This window comes from Mycobacterium bourgelatii (assembly GCF_010723575.1).
In the GTDB taxonomy this organism is placed as follows: domain Bacteria; phylum Actinomycetota; class Actinomycetes; order Mycobacteriales; family Mycobacteriaceae; genus Mycobacterium; species Mycobacterium bourgelatii.
The window spans coordinates 3,455,539-3,478,728 of the sequence record NZ_BLKZ01000001.1 but is presented as its reverse complement, the minus strand read 5'-3'; the positions used below and the strand labels follow the sequence as shown (position 1 = coordinate 3,478,728).

Sequence of the window (23,190 nt, the reverse complement as noted above, 5' to 3'; positions counted from 1 at the left end):
TCACGAGCGAGTTTCTTGGGTCGGAGCGCACGATGCTGGTCGACCTAACAACGACGTCGTGTCGTGCAGCAGCGTCGGTGACGCGGCGACAGCCGCATCCGACAGTCGAAGACGACTAAGACCAAGTAGGCGAGGGTTAGTGATGGTTGACCAACTCCAGCATGCAACCGAAGCGTTGCGAAAAGCGCTGGTCCAGGTTGAACGCCTGAAACGCACCAACCGTGCGTTGTTGGAGCGCTCCAGCGAGCCCATCGCCATCGTGGGCATGTCGTGCCGTTTCCCGGGCGGGGTCGACTCGCCTGAGGCGTTGTGGCAGATGGTCGCCGAGGGTCGCGACGTCATCTCCGATTTTCCCACCGACCGAGGCTGGGATCTGGCCGGCCTGTTCGATCCCGACCCCGACGCTCGCCACAAGACCTACGCCCGCACCGGCGGTTTCGTCGACGGTGTCGCCGATTTCGATCCGGCGTTCTTCGGTATCGCGCCCAGTGAGGCGCTGGCCATGGATCCTCAGCACCGGATGTTGCTGGAGCTGTCCTGGGAGGCGCTGGAGCGGGCGGGAATCGATCCGACCGGACTTCGGGGCAGTGCCACCGGTGTGTTTGCTGGCCTTATTGTCCAGGGCTACGGCATGTTGGCCGAGGAGATCGAGGGCTACCGGCTGACCGGCATGACCTCCAGCGTCGCGTCCGGCCGGGTGTCCTATGTGCTCGGGCTGGAAGGCCCGGCGGTGTCGGTGGACACGGCGTGCTCGTCGTCGCTGGTGGCGTTGCACATGGCCGTGCAGTCGCTGCGAACGGGCGAATGCGACCTGGCCCTGGCCGGCGGCGCGACCGTCAACGCGACGCCAACCGTCTTCGTCGAGTTCAGCCGGCACCGCGGGTTGGCGCCGGACGGGCGCTGCAAGGCCTACGCCGGGGCGGCCGACGGCGTCGGCTGGTCCGAGGGCGGCGCCATTCTGGTCGTCGAGCGGCTTTCGGATGCGCAGCGGCTGGGGCATCCGGTGCTGGCGGTGGTGCGGGGTTCTGCGGTCAACCAGGACGGCGCCTCCAACGGCCTGACCGCTCCCAACGGGCCGTCGCAGCAACGGGTCGTGCGCGCCGCGCTGGATAACGCCGGCCTGTCGACGGCGGACGTCGACGTGGTCGAGGGCCACGGCACCGGCACGACGTTGGGCGACCCGATCGAGGCTCAGGCGCTGCTCGCGACCTACGGACAGGGCCGGTCGGAACCGCTCTGGCTGGGTTCGGTGAAGTCCAACATGGGCCACACGCAGGCCGCCGCGGGGGTGGCGGGCGTGATCAAAATGGTGCAGGCCATGCGCCACGAGGTGTTGCCGCCGACGTTGCACGTCGACCAGCCCAGCCCCCATGTGGACTGGTCGGCGGGGGCGGTGTCGCTGCTTACCGAGCCGCAGCCCTGGCCGGCGAACGGTCGCGCCCGTCGCGCCGGGGTCTCGTCGTTCGGGATCAGCGGCACCAATGCCCACGTCATCGTGGAAGCCGTCGACGCGGCAAACGCCACCGCGCAGCAGCCGCGTGAATCCGGTCCGACGCTTCCGGCGGTGCCGTGGGTGGTGTCGGCCAAGTCGGCGACCGCATTACGGGCGCAGGCCGCTCGGCTGGCCGAGCATCTCCGCACCCATGAACTCGATGTTGCTGACGTGGCGTGGACGCTGGGCGGGCGGTCGGCCTTCGAGCACCGGGCCGTGGTGGTCGGTGGCGATCGGGACAGTTTGCTGGCCGGGCTGGACGAACTGGCCGGTGACGACGTCTTCAGTGTGATCCGTGGCTCGGCTCAGCCCGCCGGCAAGACGGCCTTCGTGTTCCCCGGCCAGGGCTCGCAATGGATGGGCATGGGCGTCGAATTGCTCGACACCGCACCGGTATTCGCTCAACACATCGAGGCGTGCGCCGAGGCTTTTGCGGAGTTCGTCGACTGGTCACTGATCGACGTGCTGCGCGGTGCACCCGGTGCGCCGGGACTGGACCGCGTGGACGTGGTGCAACCGGTGTTGTTCGCGGTGATGGTGTCGCTGGCCGAGTTGTGGAAGTCGGTGGGGGTGCGCCCCGATGCGGTGATCGGCCATTCCCAGGGCGAAATCGCCGCGGCCTATGTGGCCGGAGCGCTGTCCCTGCGGGACGCCGCGAAGGTGGTCACGCTGCGTAGCAAGTTGCTCACCGGCCTGGCCGGGCCGGGCGGCATGGTGTCGATCGCCTGCAGCGCCGAGCAGGCGCAAGAGTTGTTGGCGCCCTTCGGAACTCGGATCGGCATCGCCGCGGTCAACGGCCGCGCGGCCGTCGTGGTGTCCGGCGAGGTTGCGGCGCTCGACGAACTGATCGAGGTCTGCACGGACAAGCAACTGCGCACCCGTCGGATCGAGGTCGACTACGCGTCGCACTCGCCGGAGGTCGAGGCGATCGGCGCCGAGCTCATCGACGCGCTGGCCGACATCGAGCCCCAGTCATCTCGGACCGCGTTCTTCTCCACGGTAACCGGAAACCGTTTGGACACAGCCGGTTTGGATGCCGAGTACTGGTACCGCAACATCCGCCAGACCGTCGAGCTGGACCGGGCGGTGCGCAGCGCGTGCGAGCACGGCTACCGCACCTTCATCGAGTCCAGCCCACACCCGGCGTTGATCGCCGGCGTCGAAGACACCGTCAATGACTGCTTGGCCAGCGATGGGAACGCCGCCCCCGCAGCGGTAGTCGTTCCGACGCTGGGCCGCGAGGACGGGGGACTGCAGCGGTTCCTGTCGTCGGCCGCGACGGCCTTCGTCGCCGGCGTCGCGGTGAACTGGCGCGGCCTGTTGGATGGCGCACGCCTGGTCGAGTTGCCCACGTATGCCTTTGACCGGCGGCGGTTCTGGCTCGCGGGTGAAGGTATCGCGGCCGACGCACACGGGTTGGGGCTTGGTACCAGTGAGCACCCGCTGCTGCACGCGGTGGTCGAGTTGCCGGCCTCGGGTGGGGTGGTATTGACCGGCCGCCTGGCCCCCAACGTTCAGGGGTGGCTGGCCGATCACGCGGTGTCCGGCACGGTGGTGTTCCCCGGCGCGGGCTTTGTCGAACTCGCGGTCCGGGCCGGTGACGAGGTCGGCTGCTCGGTGGTCGACGAACTGACCCTGCGCACGCCGTTGCTCATCTCTGAGACGAATGCGGTTGCGCTGCAAGTGGTTGTCGGTGCTGCCACGGAGTCGGGCCAGCGCAGCGTGTCTGTGTATTCCCGCGCCGAGGCCGGTGCGGGTGCGGTGTGGGTGTGCCACGCCGAGGGGATGCTGCGGTCGGGGACGATCGAGCCCGGCGCGGACCTGTCGGTGTGGCCGCCCGCCGGCGCGGCCGCTGTCGACATTGCCGACGGCTATGACCGGTTGGCCGCGCGCGGGTACGGCTACGGCCCGGCGTTCCGCGGATTGACCGCGGTGTGGGCCCGCGGCGACGAGATGTTCGCCGAGGTACGGCTGCCCGAGGCGGCCGGCAGCGTCACCGGTTTCGGCGTGCATCCCGCGCTCCTGGACGCCGCGTTGCACGCCGCCGTCATCGCCAACCCGGACGCCGAGCTGGTCTTACCGTTCGCCTGGCAGGGTGTGTCGTTGCACGCCGCGGGCGCATCGGCGGTACGGGTGCGGATAGCGCCGGCCGGGCCGTCGGCGGTGTCGATCGAGCTGGCCGACGGTCTCGGGTTGCCGGTGCTGTCGGTCGAGGCGATGGTCGCCCGCCCGCTGAGCGAGCAGCAGCTGCGTGCCGCGGTTTCCGGCGCCGGTCCCGACCGGCTGTTCGAGCTGGTCTGGTCGCCGGCCTCGGTGTCCGGCAAATCCTCCGACGAGGCTCCCTCGTACGATATCTTCGAATCCGTTGTTGCCGAGGACGATCCGGTCACGGGCGCCTATCAGCGCACCCACCGGGCGTTGGCCGCCGTGCAGTCCTGGCTGACCGATCACGACTCCGGCGTGTTGGTGGTTGCGACCCGCGGCGCGGTGGCGCTGCCCGGTGAGGACGTCACCGACTTGGCGGGCGCAGCGGTGTGGGGGCTGGTGCGCTCAGCGCAGACGGAGCATCCCGGTCGGTTCGTTCTGGTGGATTCCGATGCGCCACTTGATGATTCGGCGGTATCGACGGCACTGTCCTGCGGCGAGCCACAGGTATTGCTGCGTGCGGGGCAGGCATACACCGCACGGGTGCACGGGAGCCGCGCGATCGACGGTCTGCTGGTGCCACCCAGTGAGGGCCCGTGGCGGTTAGGGCTCAGTAGCGCAGGCACCTTCGAAAATCTGCAGTTGGAGCCGGTTCCCAACGCCGACGCTCCGTTGGAGCCGGGCCAGGTCCGGGTGGCGCTGCGCGCCATCGCGGCCAACTTCCGCGACATCATGATCACGCTGGGCATGTTCACCCACGAGGCGCTGCTCGGCGGCGAAGGCGCCGGCGTGGTCGTCGAGGTGGGCCCGGGCGTCACCGAATTCGCGGTAGGCGACTCGGTGTACGGGTTCTTCCCCGACGGCAGCGGCACCCTGGTCCCCGGTGACACGCGACTGCTGCTGCCCATGCCCGCGGACTGGTCATACGCCGAAGCCGCCGCCATCTCAGCCGTTTTCACCACCGCGTACATGGCCTTCGTGCACCTGGCCGAGGTCAGGCCGGGGCAGCGGGTGTTGATCCACGCCGCCGCGGGTGGTGTCGGCATGGCGGCCGTGCAGCTGGGCCGTCACCTGGGCTTGGACATGTACGTCACGGCCAGCAAGGGCAAGTGGGACACCCTGCGCGCCATGGGCTTTGACGACGACCACATCTCCGATTCGCGCAGCCTGGCCTTCGAGGACAAGTTCCGCGCGGCCACCGGCGGGCGAGGCATGGATGTGGTGCTCGACTCGCTGGCCGGCGAATTCGTCGACGCATCACTGCGATTGGTCGCCCCAGGCGGGATCTTCCTGGAGATGGGCAAGACCGACATCCGTGACCCCGGCGCGATCGCCGAGGAATACCCGGGTGTGCGCTATCGCGCCTTCGACCTGTTCGAGCCGGGCCGCCCGCGCATGCACCAATGGATGCTCGAGCTCGCCCAACTCTTCGACACCGGCGTGCTGCGCCCATTGCCGGTCACGACATTCGATGTGCGGCGGGCACCGGCGGCGCTGCGCTACCTGAGTCAGGCCCGCCACATCGGCAAGGTCGTCATGACTGTGCCTTTTGGCCCAGGTGGTGCACTGGGTACCGGCACCGTCCTGATCACCGGTGGTACCGGAATGGCGGGTTCGGCACTGGCGCGTCACGTGGTGACTCGGCACGGGGCACGTCACCTGGTGTTGCTGAGCCGACGCGGCCCGGACGCACCGGAAGCCGCGGAGTTGGTGGCCGAGCTGGCCGCGGCCGGCGCGCAGGTGCAGGTCGTCGCGTGTGATGCGGCCGATCGTGCGGCGCTGGCCCAGGTGATCGAAGACATCCCCGCACAACACCCGCTGACTGCGGTGATCCATGCCGCCGGTGTGCTCGACGACGCCGTGATCTCGTCCCTGACGCCGGAACGCATCGATTCGGTGCTGCGCGCCAAGGTCGATGCCGCGTGGAACCTGCACGAGCTCACTCGTGAGATGAATCTGTCTGCGTTCGTGCTGTTTTCGTCCATGGCGGGGCTGGTGGGCTCGTCGGGTCAGGGCAACTACGCGGCGGCCAACTGCTTCCTGGACGCGCTGGCCGCGCACCGCCGGGCCCATCGCCTGCCGGCCATGTCGCTGGGCTGGGGTCTGTGGGAACAGGCCAGCGCGATGACGGGCGGAATGGATGCCGCCGACCGCGCCCGGCTGGCCCGCGACGGCATCCTGGCGTTGTCGTCAGAGGACGCGCTGGAGCTGTTCGATACGGCGTTGATCGTCGACGAGCCATTCTTGGTGCCCGCCCGCATCGACCTGCCTGCGCTGCGTGCCCACGCGGTCGCGGTGCCGCCGATGTTCGGTGACCTCATCAACACGCCGATTCGTCGGCAGGTCGACGACTCGTTGGCCGCGGCGAAGTCAAAATCGGCACTGGCGCACCGCCTGCACGGCCTGCCCGAGGCCGAACAACACGCCGTCCTGCTGGATTTGGTCCGGTCCCACATCGCGACCGTGTTGGGCAATGTCACGCCCGAAGCCATCGACCCCGACAAGGCCTTCCAGGACTTGGGATTCGACTCGCTGACCGCGGTCGAGATGCGCAACCGGCTCAAATCCGCGACCGGCCTTTCCCTTTCGCCGACCCTCATCTTCGACTACCCGACGCCGAGCGGACTGGCGACCTACATCCGCACCGAGCTTGCCGGGGTCCCACAAGAGATCAAGCCCACCCCGGCGGTTCGCGCGACTGGCGACGACCCCATCGCGATCGTGGGCATGTCGTGCCGCTACCCGGGTGGTGTCGAGTCTCCAGAAGACCTGTGGGACATGCTGGTTTCCGGCCGCGACGTGCTCTCGGAGTTCCCGAACGACCGCGGCTGGAACTTGGCAAGCCTGTACAACCCGGATCCCGACGTCGCGGGCACCTGCTACACCCGCACCGGCGGCTTCGTCGACGGGGTTGCCGACTTCGACGCCGCGTTCTTCGGGGTTGCGCCGAGTGAGGCGCTGGCAATGGACCCGCAGCAGCGTATGTTCCTCGAACTGTCCTGGGAAGCGTTGGAGCGCGCGGGAATCGACCCGGGCAAGTTGCGGGGCAGCGCCACCGGCGTGTTCGCCGGGGTGATGACGCAGGCCTACGGCATGCATGGCGACGCGCTGGAAGGCTTCCGGTTGACCGGGCAGTCGTGCAGCGTGACCTCGGGCCGGGTCGCATACGTGCTGGGCCTGGAAGGCCCGGCGGTGTCGGTGGACACCGCGTGCTCGTCGTCATTGGTGGCCCTGCACATGGCGGTGCAGTCGTTGCGGTCGGGCGAGTGCGACCTAGCGCTGGCCGGCGGTGTCACCGTCAACGCCACCCCGGACATCTTCGTCGAGTTCAGCCGCATGCGCGGGCTCTCGGCGGACGGCCGCTGCAAGGCCTTTGCGGGCGCGGCCGACGGCACCGGATTCTCCGAAGGCGGGGGAATGCTGGTGGTGGAGCGGCTGTCCGACGCGCAGCGATTGGGCCACCGGGTACTGGCGGTGGTGCGGGGTTCGGCGATCAACCAGGACGGCGCCTCCAACGGCTTGACCGCTCCGAATGGGCCGTCGCAGCAACGGGTGGTGCGGGCGGCGCTGGCCAATGCGGGGTTGTCCCCGGCCGAGGTCGACGCGGTGGAAGGCCACGGCACCGGCACCACGCTGGGCGATCCCATTGAGGCGCAAGCGTTGTTGGCCACCTACGGGCAATCGCGCCCGGACGACGGGGCCCCGCTGTGGCTGGGGTCGATCAAGTCGAACATGGGTCACACGCAGGCCGCCGCCGGGGTGGCAGGTGTGATCAAGATGGTGTTGGCGATGCGCCACGAACTCCTGCCGCCCACCCTGCATGTGGACGAGCCCAGCCCGCACGTGGATTGGTCGATGGGGTCGGTGTCGTTGTTGACCCAGCCGCAGCCCTGGCCGGCTAACGGCCACGTCAGACGGGCCGGCGTGTCTTCCTTCGGGATCAGCGGAACCAATGCGCACGTCATCGTGGAATCCGCGCCCGTCGACGCTGACCCTTCGGAGGTCGTCGAGCCAAAGCCAAAGCCGCCGTTGGTCCCCTGGGTGGTGTCGGCGAAAACCGAGACGGCGCTTACCGCGCAGGCGGCTCGGTTGGCCGAGCATGTGCGTGCACACGAGCTCGACGTCGTCGACGTTGGTTGGACGCTGGCCGGCCGTGCGGTGTTCGAGCATCGGGCCGTCGTCATCGGCGACGACCGTGACGCGCTGCTGACCGGGCTGGACGAACTGGCCGGAGACGGTCTGGGTGCCTCGGTGATCCGCGGTACCGCTCAGCCGAACGGCAAGACGGTGTTCGTCTTCCCGGGTCAGGGCTCCCAATTGCTCGGCATGGGAAGGGAATTGCACGCCGCATACCCGGTGTTCGCCGAGGCGTTCGACACTGTGGTGGGCGAACTGGATCAGCACCTGTTGCGGCCCCTGCGTGACGTGATCTGGGGCAGGGACGAAAACCTGCTCAACAGCACCGAATTTGCGCAACCCGCTTTGTTCGCCGTCGAGGTCGCCCTGTTCCGGTTGCTCGAATCCTGGGGTGTGCGACCAGATTTCGTGATGGGCCACTCGGTCGGCGAGATTTCCGCCGCACACGTCGCCGGGGTGCTGTCGTTGAAGGACGCCACGGTGCTGGTCGCTGCCCGCGGCCGATTCATGCAGTCGCTGCCGGCCGGCGGGGCGATGATCGCCGTGCAGGCCACCGAAGAGGAAGTGCGGCCGCTGCTGACGGAGGAGGTCGGCATCGGCGCGATCAACGGTCCGAGCTCGGTGGTGATTTCCGGCCCGCAGGACGCCGTGACCGCCATCGCGGAACGCTTCCGCGCCGAGGGTCGCCGGATCCACCAACTGGCCGTCTCGCATGCGTTCCACTCGCCGCTGATGGACCCGATGATCGACGAGTTCGCCACGGTCGCCGGCGGTCTCGCGGTCAACCGACCGAACATCCCGATCATCTCGAACCTGACCGGTGAACTCGCGGGCGACGATTTCGCAACCGTCGCGTACTGGAAGCGGCATGTCCGCGAGGCCGTACGATTCGCCGACAGCGTGCGCTTCGCCCAGTCCGCCGGCGCCACCCGCTTCTTCGAAGTCGGACCCAACAGCGGTCTGGCCGGCGCCGTCGAGGAGTCGCTGCCCGACGCGGACGTCTTGACGGTGTCGGCGTTGCGCAAGGACCGCCCCGAGCCGGCCACCCTGACCAACGTACTGGCACAGGCCTTCGTCGCCGGCGCCGGCGTCGACTGGGCCCCCATAGTGGCCCCAGTCGGACGGGCGAGCTTCGTCGAGCTGCCGACGTATGCCTTTGAGCGGCGCCGGTTCTGGCTTTCCGGTGAAGCCGCGGCCACCGATGCCGCCGACCTCGGGCTGGAAGCCAGCGAGCACGCCTTGCTGGGTGCCGTGGTCGAATTGCCCGCCTCCGGGGGCGTCGTCCTGACCGGCCGCCTGACGCCCGGCGCCCAGGGCTGGCTCGCGGACCACGCCGTCGGCGGGGTGGCGATCTTCCCGGGAGCGGGTTTCGTCGAACTGGCCATTCGGGCCGGCGACGAGGTCGGCTGCGGCGTGGTGGACGAATTGACCTTGGCGGCGCCGCTGGTGCTGCCCACCGAAGCGTCGCGCGGATCGGTCGCCGTGCAGGTGGTCGTCGGCGGTCCCGATGAGTCCGGCGCCCGCGCGGTGTCGGTGTACTCGCGCGCCGAGGCCGGTGCCGGGTGGCTGTTGCACGCCGAGGGCTCGCTGAAGCCTGGCTCGACGCAGCCGTCCGCAGACCTGTCGACGTGGCCTCCGGTGGGCGCAGTACCGGTGGAGGTCGCCGACGGCTACGAGCGGTTGGCCGAGCGCGGCTACGGGTACGGCCCGGCGTTCCGGGGACTGAACGGGATCTGGCGTCGCGGTGACGAGGTGTTCGCCGAGGTGACGCTGCCCGCCGACGCCGGACTGTCGGTCGCCGGTTTCGGTGTTCACCCGGTGCTGCTGGACGCCGCGTTGCACGCGGTGATCCTGACCGCGGACCGCTCGGAGGTCCCGGAAGGTTCGGTGCTGGTTCCGTTCGCGTGGCAGGGCGTGTCGCTGCACGCCGCGGGGGCCTCCGCCGTGCGAGCCCGCATCGCGCCGGTCGGCCCGTCCTCGGTGTCCATCGAACTCACCGATGCACTGGGTCTGCCCGTCTTGTCGGTCGCTTCGATGCTGGCCCGCCCGGTGACCGACCAGCAGCTGCGCGCGGCGGTGTCCGGCTCGGGCCCCGACCGGCTGTTCGAGGTGATCTGGTCGGCGCAACCGCAACAGGCGGTTGAACCGACCTCGGTGCAACCTTGGGACGCAACCGAATTGGATATCACCGAAATCGGCGCGGCTAACGTGCTATTCGAATCCGCACCCGTGGCCGGCGACGTTGTCGCGGGCGTTTACACGGCCACGAGTTCGGTGTTGGAAGTCCTGCAGTTGTGGTTGTCCCATGATGGGACGGGCACCTTGGTGGTGACGACCCGCGGAGCCGTGGCGCTGCCGGGGGAGGACATCACCGATCTGGCGGGCGCCGCGGTGTGGGGTGTGGTGCGTTCGGCGCAGACCGAGAACCCGGGCCGCATCGTGCTCGTCGACACCGACGCGGACCTCGACGAGATGGCCGTCGGCGCGATCCTCGCGGTCGGCGAGCCCCAGGTGTTGTGGCGAGACGGGCATGTGTACACCGGACGGGTGCACGGCAGCCGAGCGGTCAACGCCCTGCTGGTGCCACCCGGCGACATGCCTTGGCGCATGGGCATGAGCAGCCCCGGCACCTTCGAAAATCTGCGGTTGGAGCCGATTCCCGACGCCGACGCGCCCCTGGCGCCCGGGCAGGTGCGGGTGGCCCTGTCCGCCATTGCCGCCAACTTCCGCGACGTGATGATCGCTCTGGGTCTGTACCCCGACCCCGATGCGGTCATGGGCGTTGAGGCGTCCGGTGTCGTGGTCGAAACGACCGGCGACGGTGGCCGATTCGCGATCGGTGACCGGGTGATGGGTCTGTTCCCCGAGGGCACGGGAACCGTCGCGGTCACCGATCACCGGTTGCTGGTCAAGGTGCCCGCGGGTTGGTCGCACACCGCCGCCGCGACCACATCGGTGGTGTTCGCCACCGCCTACTACGCCCTGACCGACCTGGCTGCGGTTCAGCCTGGCCAGCGGATCCTGGTGCACGCCGCCGCCGGCGGTGTCGGTATGGCGGCCGTCCAGTTGGCCCGGCATTGGGGTCTGGAGGTGTTCGCCACCGCCAGCAAGGGCAAGTGGGACACGTTGCGGTCCATGGGCTTTGACGACGACCACATCGCCGACTCGCGCAGTCTCGAGTTCGAGGACAAGTTCCGGGCCATCACCGGCGGGCGGGGCGTGGACGTGGTGCTCGACTCGCTGGCCGGCGACTTCGTGGACGCCTCGCTGCGGTTGGTCGCCCCGGGCGGGGTCTTCCTCGAGATGGGCAAGACCGATATCCGCGAACCTGAGGTGGTCGCCGCCGAGCACCCGGGCGTGCGGTACCGCGCCTTCGACCTGTTCGAGTCGGGACCCGACCGCATCGCGCAGATGCTGGCCGAACTCGCCGCGCTGTTCGCCGACGATGTGCTGCGGCCGTTGCCGGTCACCACGTTTGATGTACGCCGGGCACCCGCCGCCTTGCGGTACCTCAGCCAGGCCCGCCACGTCGGCAAGGTCGTCATGACCATGCCCGACGCTTGGGCCGCGGGTACGGTGCTGATCACCGGCGGGACCGGCATGGCCGGTTCGGCGTTGGCGCGCCACGTGGTGACGCGTCACGGGGTTCGAAACCTGGTGCTGGTCAGTCGGCGCGGGCCGGATGCGCCGGGCGCCGAGGAATTGACGGCCGAACTGACCGCGACCGGCGCCCAGGTCCAGATCGTTGCGTGTGATGCGGCCGATCGGGCGGCACTGGCCAAGGTGATCGCCGATATCCCGGTGCAACAACCTCTTTCGGCCGTCATCCACGCCGCCGGAACGCTGGACGACGCGGTCGTGACGTCGCTGACGCCGGAGCGGATGGAAGCGGTGCTGCGCGCCAAGGTGGACGCGGCGTGGAACCTGCACGAGCTGACCCGCGACCTGGATATCGCGGCGTTCGTCATGTTCTCCTCCATCGCCGGGTTGGCCGGGGCCGCGGGTCAGGCCAACTACGCTGCCGGCAACTCGTTCCTGGATGCGCTGGCCGCCTACCGGCGGTCGCAGGGGCTGCCGGCGATTTCGCTCGGCTGGGGTCTGTGGGATCAAGCCAGCGCCATGACCGGCGAGTTGGCTTCGGTCGACTTCAAGAGGCTCGCTCGGGACGGCATCGTCGCGATGTCCTCCGACGAGGCGCTGGAGTTGCTCGACACCGCAATGATTGTCGACGAACCGTTCCTGCTGCCCGCCCACATCGACCTTGCCGCCCTGCGGGTCAAGTTCGATTCGGGCACCCTGCCGCCGATGTTCGTCGACCTGATCAACGCGCCGACCCGCCGCCAGGTGGACGATTCGCTCGCCGCCGCAAAGTCGAAATCGGCGCTGCTGCAACGCCTGGATGGGCTACCCGAGGACGAGCAGCACGCCCTGCTACTGGATCTGGTGCGCTCGAACATCGCCACGGTGTTGGGCAGCAACAGCGCCGAGGCGATCGACCCCGACCGCGCCTTCCAGGAGTTGGGCTTCGACTCGCTGACCGCCGTCGAAATGCGCAACCGGCTGAAATCGGCTACCGGCCTGCCGCTTTCGCCAACGCTCATCTTCGACTACCCGAACTCCGCGGCGTTGGCCGGCTACATGCACCGCGAGTTGCTGGGTGCCGCAGCGGAACCCGCCCCGGTCGCCGCGCCCGGCGAAGCCGAACTGCAGCGGGTGGTGGCATCCATTCCGATCAAGCGGCTGCGGCAGGCGGGTGTGCTCGACGTGCTGCTTGCGCTGGCCAACGAGACCGACGTTCCCACCTCCTCGCACCAAGCGGCGACCGGCGAGAAGGACCTTGCGGAGATGGATCTCGAAGACCTGGTCAACGCGGCGTTCATGGACGACGACGAATGATGATGGACACGTGAGAATCGCGATCACGGGGGCCAGCGGCGTACTGGGCCGCGGGCTGGCTGCCAGGTTGCTCAGCCAGGGCCATGAGGTCGTCGGCCTCGCCCGCCACCGACCCGACAGTTGGTCCAGTTCGGCGACTTTCGTGGTGGGCGACATCCGGGATTCGGCCACGGTCGGTCGCGCGATCGCCGGTGCCGATGTCGTCGTGCACTGCGCGTGGGCCCGCACGGTCGGGTCGGAAGGCCGGATCGCTCACGCAGTGAACATCGATGGCACCCGCAACGTGTTGCGGGCGATGGCCGAGACGGGTGCCGGACGCATCGTCTTCACCGGTTCCGCGCACGTCTACGGAACCTCGGTCGAGGGTTCCCATCAGCACGAGGTCGAGCACATGCTGGCCGAATCCGGGCGCCAGTGGGTGGCCGTGCGCTCGGCGCTCATCGTCGGCCGCGGGGTTGACAACTGGGTACGCCGGTTGTTTGCCTCGCCGGCGTTTCCCCGGGCGCTTGCCGATCGTCCCATGCAAGTGGTTCACCCCGACGATGTCCTTCGGTTCTTGACGCGGGTGGTTCTGGATCCCGAATCGCGTGGCGGTTCCGTTGATCTCGCCGCCAGGGAGACGGTGACGTTTGGGCAAATCGCGGCTGCACTCGGTCGGCCGATGGTGGCGGTCGGCGCCAGAGCCCTGCCGTCGTTCGCCGAATTCGATTCGGTGACGGGTGCGCCGCTGATGGACGTTTCCCGGTTGCGTGACGAGTGGGGATTCGAACCGGCGTGGTCCGCGGAGGAATGCCTGGCCGACTTCGGGTTGGCGGTGCGGGGGAGGGTTTCGTTCGGCACACGAGTGGTGTCGCTGCCCTGGCGGCTGGCCAACATCCCGGACCTGCCCGCCGTCGATGCCCCGGCCGCGGACGGCGTGTTGCCTAAACTGGCTGGGCCACAAGGGGTTAACGGCGAATTCGATACGCCGATCGACCCACGCTTCCCGACGTTCCTGGCCACCAACCTGTCCGAAGCGCTGCCCGGCCCGTTTTCGCCGTCGTCGGCGTCGGTCACGGTGCGCGGCCTGCGGGCCGGCGGAGTGGCGATCGCCGAGCGACTACGGCCGGGCGGTGTGGTCCAGCGGGAAATGGCCATGCGCACGGTGGCCGTCTTCGCCCACCGGCTCTATGGAGCGATTACCTCGGCGCATTTCATGGCGGAGACGGTGCCGTTCGCCAAGCCCGCGATGATCGTGAGCAACAGCGGGTTCTTCGGCCCCAGCATGGCCTCGCTGCCGATCTTCGGTGACGAGAAGCCGCCGTCGGCGCAGTCCGGACGGCTCGCCAAGCAGTTGCGCACCCTGCGCAACATCGGCGTCTTCGGCGTCAATCTTGTTGGCCTGAGCGCGGGTTCGCGTCGGGATACCAGTGACTACCTCGACGATGTCGACCGGCTGGAGCGGCTCGCCGGCGATGTCGCAAAGCTCGACGACCGGCGGTTGCTCAGTCTGATCCTGCTGGCCCGCGACCACGTCGTACACGGATGGCTCTTGGCCTCCGGTTCTTTCATGTTGTGTGCTGCGTACAACGTGTTGTTGCGCGCTCTGGTTGGCCGAGACACCGCGCCGGCGGCCGGGCCTGAATTGGTCAGTGCGCGTTCGGTGGAAGCCGTGCAGCGCCTGGTTCAGGCCGCCAGGCGGGACCCGGCCGTGACACAGTTGCTGGCCGAACCGGGGGAGCGGCTGGACAAGCTTGCCGTGGATTCGCCGGAGTTCCATGCCGCGGTGCTTCGCGAACTGGCTTTGATGGGGCACCGTGGGCCCGCTGAGGTCGAGATGCTGTCGACCAGTTATGCCGACGATCCCGAGCTGCTGATCAGGATGGTGGCCAAGGCGTTGGATGCCCCGCCCACCCCGCCGCCACCGCCGCCGTCGATTCCCTTGCGGGCCAGGCCTGTTGCGGTGCTGGCCGCGCGTCAGCTTCGGGATCGGGAAGTCCGTCGCGACAAGATGGTTCGGGCGATCTGGGTGCTTCGTGGCCTGCTTCGTGAGTACGGTCGTCGCCTGACCGACGCCGGTGTTTTCGCCGCCCCCGAGGATGTGTTCTACCTCTTGGTCGACGAGCTCGATGCACTGCCGGACAACGTTTCCGAGCTGGTGGCGCGGCGCCGCGCCGAGCAGCACCGGTTGGCGGCGGTCATTCCGCCCACCGTGTTCAGCGGGAGTTGGGAGCCGGTTGCCATCGAGGCAACGGTTATGGCCGATGGGGACGTCCTGCGCGGCGTCGGGGTCTGCGGCGGAAAGGTCCGGGGTCGGGTCCGCATCGTGCGTCCGGAAACCATCGACGACCTTGAGCCCGGCGAGATCCTGGTCGCCGAGGTCACCGACGTGGGCTACACCGCCGCCTTCTGTTACGCCGCCGCCGTGGTGACCGAACTCGGCGGCCCGATGTCGCATGCCGCAGTGGTCGCCCGGGAGTTCGGGTTTCCCTGTGTGGTCGACGTGCAGGGCGCCACTCGGCGGCTGCAGCAGGGAGCCATGGTCGAGGTCGACGGCTCAACGGGGGAAATCCGGCTGCTGGATTCGCCGTAGCCGTTCTATCAGCGGTTCCCGACGCTTGGGTCCCGCGTTATCGACTGCGATTCCAACTGGCGGGCGCCTCGCTTGTACAGCAGCCAGCCGACTACAACCAACAGCACGCTGAAGATCAAGAAGCCGATGTCCCAGGACAAGGGCGCGCCGAGGTCATCCCGCACATGGTGAATCTGGAGGATCTGATGGTCGATCAGTCCCTCTATGACGTTGAAAATTCCCCAACCCATAACGAGAAGGCCGAAGTGAAATGACCAGTTCGGCGCAACGCGGCGCTCCCGCCATGACAGAACCGTCAACGTTGTTCCTGCCATAACGAGCAACCATGCGGCAACGTGGAACACGCCGTCGGCGACGGTGTTGGCCTGTAGTCCCGCCAGAGTATCGGTCGGATAGTCCTCGACATGGCTGACCATGTGATGCCACTGGAGAATTTCGTGCAGAACGATGCCGTCAATGAAGCCGCCGAGGCCAAGCCCGAGCAGTACACCTGGCAGGACCCGCGGCGTTTTCACCGCCGCGAAACGATCACTCGTGGTGGGGGCCGCCATAGCGCCTGACGTACCCGTTGATTGGTCGTTGAAACGCCAGTGGGCGCTGCGCGACATCTAAGGGCTGAGCGGTTGTCGGCCGCCATCCGCGTTGCCGCCGAACGTATGGAGGTGTGCCTGCCCGGCCGTTGGCTCAGCTGGCTCGTCAAAGCCACTGTCACCCGGGTCGCCAAATGCGCGCAGTTCGCGTCAGCGGGTGATGGCCGTGCGGCAGCGGCTGCAGATGCGACTGAGATGAAGTGTTTACGACGCCCCGCCGCTAGAACGGTGGGGGTTCGTCGTCGGGGTCCAGCGGTGGGCCTTGTACGAGTTCGCCGGTCATGCTGAAGATGCGGATCTTGGCGCGGGCTTGGCGGTTGCGTTTGCGTTCGGCCTTGATCCGTGTGGCGCGGTCTTGGGCGCGGGTGCGGCGCCGGCGGGGCATCATCGCGGCGCGCTGCCCGCAGTAGTCCTCGTGGCCCTTGACCTCGAGACGAGGCATGCCCCCCACCGGCCGGCACAGGCTGGGGAACAGCAACGCGCTGCCCGGGGTGGTGACGTGGGTGTCCCCGCTCGGGGACGTCAGGATCAGGGTGCCATCAGCCAACTGTTGTTCGGTCCAGCCCACAAATGTCTTCACCAAATGATGAAAAGTGCAGTAACACTTCATGTTCCCCGCATGCGTGGGCCCACCCTGGGCATAGGGGATGGTGTGATCGAGCTGGCAGTCCCAGGCCGACACCTCACACCCCGGCCACCGACACGTCAGATCCCGGCACTTGAGGAAATCCGCCAACCCCGCCGACGGCCGATAATGCGGTTCCGGCGCGGTGTCGCCGGGATGAGCCAACGGCACCACGGCCGCGGTGTGAGCCAACTCAGCCACCAGCTCAGGGGTGATCAGCCCGTCGGCGCGGACCTCGCAGGCCGGGGTGGTGCCGGCGCCGTTGAGGGTGGCTTGTTCGGCGATGACGTGGATGACCACCGGCGAGGCCGGCTTCTTCCCACCAGCGGTGCAATCGGCGCGTTGACAGTGACACACCAGCCGGTCCGCCCCGGCCGCCAGTGCCCCCAACGCATCAGCGCGGCGCTGCTCCCGGCTACGCGGATCATGCGCACACACGGTGCCCGCCAGCGCCGACAGCCGCTTGTCCAGGGCGTGGGCGTCGGGGGTCAGGAAGAACCCCTCGATGCGCGAGATGCCGTCCTGATCCCCGCCGATCCACACCTGCCGATCCGTGTGCTGCTGGTCGCGCCGGCGCAGCGCATCGCGGTCCTGGCCGGCCACGATCTTGTCCACCTGCGCGGCCAACCGACCCCGGGTCAGCGACGGCCAACGCCCCACGTTGGCGGCGATCAACTCATCGACGCGGGCCAGGATCTCCGGGTCCTCGATCGCATCAGTGTGATAGGCGATCGTGATAAAAGCACGGAAGTCGATGTCGCCGGCACCAAACACCTCCCCGGTCTTGGGCAGGCGCTCACGCATCACCCGCGCATAATGCAGCCGGCTCAAAGCCAGCCCCCGACTGATCCGCAGCCCCGCCCCCACCTCCGCGGCGACCGCGGCCATCGCATCGATGGCCCAGTCCTCATCACACCCACAGTCGGCGAACCGTTGGGCGAACAACTCCCCGATCGCCACCAACTGCGCGGCCGCGGCCTGATTCTCCACCCGCGCCGCCGCCCGCACCCGATCCAGCCACTTCGTGGTCTCCGCGGTCGTGGACAGCAACGCCTCCCGCCGCACCAAACTCTCATCCAGCCACGCCAACGCCTCTTGCGGCACCACCCGCTCGGTCAACCGAGCCTTCGACGGCGCGGGCTGCGGATCGTCGAACATCGACAACTGGGAGTCAAACATACTTTCGATTCTAGCCAGCGGGACTGACATTGATCCTGTTAACCGAGTTCGGGTGAGGATGGTCTTGCTCGTTCGCTGCCGGTGATGACACGCGCACTGACTGACGTCCTGCTGGGCTGTCTTCCAATTGATTTGTCTCACCGGCGACGTGCGGGCAAGTACCACAGCAGCCCTGGCAGGGCGGACATGACTTAATCAGGAGCCTGTCCGCTGCCTCATCAATGTCTTGTCTGCCCGCCCTACCGGGTTGTCACCCACCGCAGGTTCATATGCAGGAGAGGACTCTCAATGAAGATGTCAAGCCGCCGACTGTGTGATTGGGGGTGAGTCGGGTTGCCAGGTGCGGTTGTCACGGATGAGCGCGTAGAGGACGTTGGTGCGGCGTCGCGCCAGGCAGATGGTGGCCGCGATCGGTCGTTTTCCTTCGTTCCGTTTGCGCTGGTAATAGGCCTTGGAAAGCGGGTCGCAGCGGATGGCGGTGAGCGCGGACATGTACATGACCCGGCGCAGTCGTCGGCTGTAGCGCTTCGGAGTGTGCAGGCGTCCAGTGCGTTTCCCCGAGTCGCGAGAGACCGGGGCCAGCCCGGCCCACGCCGCGAGTTGGTCAGCCGACTCGATCAGGGCGGGGTCACCAACAGCGGCCAGGAATTCGGCGCCGAGCCGAAATCCCATGCCGGGCATGCTGGTGATTACTTCAGCAAGTGGATGGCGGCGAAATCGGCCCTCGATGTCGGCGTCGGTGGTCTTGATGCGTTCATCGAGGGAGATCACCTCCTGGGCCAGTTGTGCGACCAGCCCAGCGGCGACTTCTTCGCCCGGCAGGCGCACCGTCTGGGTCTTCGCCGCAGCCACGGCCGCCGCTGCGATTGCAGCGGCGTTACGCACCCCCGGGCATCGGCCAGCACCCGCGTCAGCCGCGAAAGGCCGCTCTGCCGAATGGCTTTCGGACGCTGGTAGCGCGCCAGCAGCACCACCCAACCACGATCCTGGGTCAGCTGAGCTGCTCGCTCCAGGGCCGGGCAGACCGCTACCAGCTGTTGACGCAGCCGGTTGATGGTGCGGGTGCGATCAGCCACCAGATCAGTCCGATGGGCGGTCAGCATCCGCAGTTCGGTGATCACGTCATCGCCGGGGTGCAGCACCGGCAGATCGGCACCGCGCATCCGGGATTGATCGGCGATCACCCGCGCGTCCTGGCGTCGGTCTTGGCCTCCCCGCCGCGGTAGGTCGCCGAGGCCTGCCACACCTGGCGGCCCGCCAGATAGCGCACCGACTTGCGGCATCGGCGAGCACCGTCAACAACAGGGTGGCGTAGACGGTGGTCAGATCCACTGTCCAAGACACCTGCCCACCGAGCTTGTCCACATCGGAAACAAGTCCACGAATCTGTTGCTCGTCGTTGACGAACTTTCGGGAAAGCACCACCGCACCGTGGTCATCGACCACGCACACCCAGTGATGCTCCTTGCCGACGTCCACACCAGCCCACAACTGGACCGCAGTCATCTCGCCTCTATTCGCTTGTCTGCCAACATGTTCCCCACGGACCACCCGCCAGCATTTCCTTAAACAAGCGATCACATCGCAGATCTCAATCAGCGGCCAGAGAAGTCCAAGCGGGTCGGGCGGCCAGTCCTCTCAAGCCGCACCATCAAGCCGGCAACACACCAACAACCTCACCCGACCCGCCCGGGTCACAGCACAACGTAACAACACGAAGTAACTGCACCTACGAACTTAAGGACACCACCATCGTGACATCTGACCGCCGCATCGTCATCGGCGCCGACACTCATCTCGACACCATCCACCTGGCCGCGATCACCGATACCGGTCAACTGCTCAGCGATGCCGAGTTCCGCACCAACCCAACGGGCTACTGGGCGGCGATCTGCTGGGCCCGTAGCGGGCGAGGTCGTCAGTGCCGGCGTGGAAGGCACCAGCAGCTACGGCGCAGGGTTCACACAAGCATTGCAGGCCAACAATATCCACGTCGTCGAAGTCAACCGCCCCGATCGGTCTGCGCGGAGGCGACAGGGTAAATCCGACCCCCTAGACGCCCACAGCGCCGCCCGGGCGGTGCTGGCCGGCCATGGACTGGCTGTGCCAAAAGACCCCCACACCGGGGCACTCAAAGCACTGCTGGTTGCCCGCCGCGGCGCGATCAAAGCCCGCACCGCGGCCATTCAGCAGATCAAAGACCTCCTCGTCACCGCTCCTGCCGAGTTGCGCGAGCGCTACCGCCGCTACCGGACCACCCTGCGACTGGTCGAAGCGTTGGCACGCTGCCACCCCACCGCGCACGAGGATCCGACCACGGTGTCGGTACTGACCGCCTGCAAAACGCTGGCCCAGCGCATTGAGTTCCTCGAACGCCAAGACCGCGACCTGACCGCCGAACTCGATTCCCTGACCTCGAAACTCAATCCGGCCCTGAGGGCGGCCTACGGAGTCGGACCTGACACCGCCGCCCAGCTGCTCATTACCGCCGGCACCAACGCTCATCGACTCCGGTCTGAAGCCGCGTTCGCGATGCTCGCCGGCGCCGCGCCGATTCCGGCATCCTCAGGAAAGACCACCCGCCACCGGCTTTCCCGCGGCGGAGACCGCGCCGCCAACAACGCACTGCACCGCATCGCCCTGCTCCGCTGGTCCCACGACCCCCGCACCCGCGACTACACCGCCTGCCAACTCGCCGCTGGCCGCTCCAAAAAAGACATCCTGCGCTTGCTCAAACGCGCCATCGCGCGTGAGATGTTTCGACACCTCACCGCGCCTTGCCCGATCGATGACTACAGCGACCTACGTCCCGCCCGGCAAGCCAAAAACATCACCCTCAGCGCCGTCGCCAACCACTTCGGCGTCTGGCCCAACGACATCTCCCGACTCGAACGCGGACTCAAACGCGACGACACCCTCGCCGCCGACTACCGCCGCTGGCTAAACCTGGATCCACTGACGAATGAGCTGTCTGTCGGGGTGTCGGTATAAGGAAGTGCCCTCTGAGCTGGGATGATTGGTGTTCTTCAGGCAACAATCGGTCCAGTTCGAGAAAGGCACTTCCAGTGCGAGTGTCCCACACCTTCACCCCGCAGTCCGCCGTATTCGATGAGGACAATCTCGTGTCGTGCGCGGGCCTGGTGCCGGTGATGGTCTTGGCTGAGCAGGCTGGCCTGTCGGAGTTGTTGGCCAACAAGATTCACATCACGGCACCTCGGATCAAGTCCGGGTCGGCCAACCCCGCCCCGAAACTGGCCACCCTGATCGCGAGCATGTGCGCGGGCGCGGACTACATCGACGATGTCGACCTGGTCCGCGCCGGCGGGATGAAGACCCTTTTTCACCGGGTGTATGCGCCCTCAACGGTGGGAACTCTGTTGCGGGAGTTCACCTTCGGCCATGCCCGCCAGTTGGATTCGGTGCTGGCCGAGCATCTGGCCGGTCTATGCAAACGGACCGATCTGCTGCCCGGCGCGCAGGTGCGTGCCTTCATCGATATCGATTCGTTGGTGCGCCCAGTCTATGGACACGCCAAGCAGGGCGCCTCTTACGGGCACACCAAGATCGCCGGCAAGCAGGTCCTGCGCAAAGGCCTCGCCTCTGGTCACCACCGTCAGTACCGACACCGCGCCCCAGTGGTGACCGGGATCCGGCTCCGCCGGCAAAGCCAACTCCGGCAAAGGTGCGGCCCGTATGGTCGCCCAGGCGATCACCACTGCCCGCGCAGCCGGGGTGAGCGGGCTGATCACCGTGCGCGGTGACGGTGCCTACGGCAACCGTGCGGTGATCCGGACCTGCCGCCGCTACGGTGCGGTGTTCTCGCTGGTGCTGACCCGCAACACCGCAGTGCAACGCGCCATCGACGCGATTCCCGAGGGCGCGTGGACCCCGGTGAAATACCCCGGCGCCGTACTCGATCCCGATACCGGAGCATGGATCTCTGACGCCGAAGTCGCCGAGACCACCTACACCATGGCCGAATCCGATACCGAGGCGATCACCGCCCGCCTGATCGTGCGCCGTGTCAAAGACGCCACCCAACCCGACGGACTGTTCCCGATCTGGCGGTATCACCCGTTCTTCACCAACTCCACCGAGCCCGCCACCGACGCTGACATCACTCACCGCCGCCACGCCATCATCGAAACCACCTTCGCAGATCTCATCGACGGACCCTGGCTCACATACCTTCTGGACGCTTCGGCGCCAATTGCGCATGGGCGATCTGCGCGGCCATCGCACATAACCTGTTGCGTGCGGCCGCGACCCTGGCCGGCACCCGCCACCGCAACACCCGCGGCACCACCCTGCGCCGACACCTGGTCAACATCCCCGCACGCCTGGCCCGACCCCAGCGCAAACCGATCCTGCACCTACCCACCCACTGGCCCTGGGAACCCGCCTGGATCACCCTGTGGCACAACATCATCGGCCACCCACAACGAACCTGAACATCATCACACGACCCGACAACCAGGACCCCACAGGAAAAGCTGGGCAGACCAGCAGCTACCCCGCGTCCACCGTCACCAGAATCAAGATCAAAGGCTCAACCAATCACCACGACGGCCCATCGGTGGTTTGAGGCTAAAGATCCAGCTCATTGACGCCGCTTGACCCGTAACACAGATAGGAGCATCAAGATGATGACGCGCTACACATCCGACTCACGCTGTGCGCGTTTGTAGTCCAGTGACTTGTACTGCGCAGGTATGACGGTGCCTGAGCTCGTCCATGCGTCTCCCCCAACGTGGCAACGGTTTCGGCGATGGATCGCAAATGCCCAGACGGAGGAGGGTATCCAGGCGGAGTTCGACCAGCTTGTCTGCGAATCGGGACACGCATTCTTCGAGATAGCTTTGCCGTATCTGGACCGCAACAAGGCGACGGCCGTCAACTTCGCCGCTGTCACGACGCGGGTTCTTGTAATCCGGGGCGAATGCGACCTTTTCGTCGCACCACACGTCGCAGCCGATACCGCGGCTCGCTATCAACGAGGGACCTACGTGGAGGTGCCACGTGCTGACCACCTCGTGCTCTCTCGGCGCGGCGTTACCCGTGGCCATGGGCCACATTGACGACTGGCCGCAAGGAATCACGTCCTCGCCACCGAATAGCTGCCCGGCCGATCGACCGAGCGCGACGCCGCGCACCACGAGCTTGCAGAGCGCATGGGTTTGTTGGTCACACAACACTTTTCGTCGCGCGTGTGGAACCCAAAGAATCACGCCACCCGTCAGCCCCTCCTGTGAAACGAGCCGTCACGCGCATGGCGACGAGACATGCCTAGCCATGCATGAGAAATTCAAAGGAGGTGTACACGAAATCGACATGAGTTTTAGAACGAAATTCAGAGCAGTGGGTGGCATCATTTTGCCCCGCGCTACTCACGATCTCCAAATGCTAGTAGCAACGAATTCGTCCGCGAGAGCAACTTAGTGACCAGCCGCAGTTCCTGCGTCTAGCTGCACAACTCGCGAGCCGAGGGCACCCACCGACGACATGGACAGGGCACACGCGACCATTTTCTATAACGTCGGGCTTGAATGGCATA

General features: G+C 67.2%; 5 protein-coding genes and 2 pseudogenes. 4 read left to right on the top strand and 3 right to left on the bottom strand.

The genetic code is table 11. From position 1 onward, the window contains the following. Positions 1-142: 142 nt before the first annotated feature. Positions 143-12,670: a type I polyketide synthase gene (locus tag G6N68_RS15100; RefSeq protein ID WP_163713642.1), complete on the top strand. Its 12,528-nt coding sequence runs from the start codon at positions 143-145 to the stop codon at positions 12,668-12,670. A 10-nt stretch (positions 12,671-12,680) separates the two neighbouring features. Beyond that, complete coding sequence (locus tag G6N68_RS15095; RefSeq protein WP_163713639.1) at positions 12,681-15,242, top strand: sugar epimerase family protein; 2,562 nt, start codon at positions 12,681-12,683, stop codon at positions 15,240-15,242. Between the two features lie 8 nt (positions 15,243-15,250). On the opposite strand, the gene G6N68_RS15090 is transcribed toward G6N68_RS15095, so the two are convergent. The 3 genes and pseudogenes from G6N68_RS15090 to G6N68_RS15080 all read right to left on the bottom strand — a co-directional run bounded on the left by G6N68_RS15090 (position 15,251) and on the right by G6N68_RS15080 (position 19,142). Continuing rightward, positions 15,251-15,793 carry a DUF2243 domain-containing protein gene (locus G6N68_RS15090; protein WP_163713636.1) on the bottom strand — a complete coding sequence of 181 codons (543 nt, stop codon included), beginning with the start codon at positions 15,791-15,793 and terminating at the stop codon, positions 15,251-15,253. 259 nt (positions 15,794-16,052) lie between these two features. Next, positions 16,053-17,615 carry an HNH endonuclease signature motif containing protein gene (locus G6N68_RS15085; protein ID WP_163718638.1) on the bottom strand — a complete coding sequence of 521 codons (1,563 nt, stop codon included), beginning with the start codon at positions 17,613-17,615 and terminating at the stop codon, positions 16,053-16,055. Positions 17,616-17,933: 318 nt separating this feature from the next. Then, positions 17,934-19,142: pseudogene (locus G6N68_RS15080) on the bottom strand (IS110 family RNA-guided transposase). Positions 19,143-19,484: 342 nt separating this feature from the next. Between G6N68_RS15080 and G6N68_RS15075 the strand changes: the two are divergent. Together G6N68_RS15075 and G6N68_RS15070 are read left to right on the top strand one after the other, a co-directional pair. Then, the gene (locus G6N68_RS15075; RefSeq protein WP_240355484.1) at positions 19,485-20,627 is read left to right on the top strand and encodes a transposase; all 1,143 of its coding nucleotides are present in this window, start codon (positions 19,485-19,487) and stop codon (positions 20,625-20,627) included. A gap of 74 nt (positions 20,628-20,701) precedes the next feature. Next, positions 20,702-22,087: pseudogene (locus G6N68_RS15070) on the top strand (IS1380 family transposase). Positions 22,088-23,190: the final 1,103 nt, after the last annotated feature.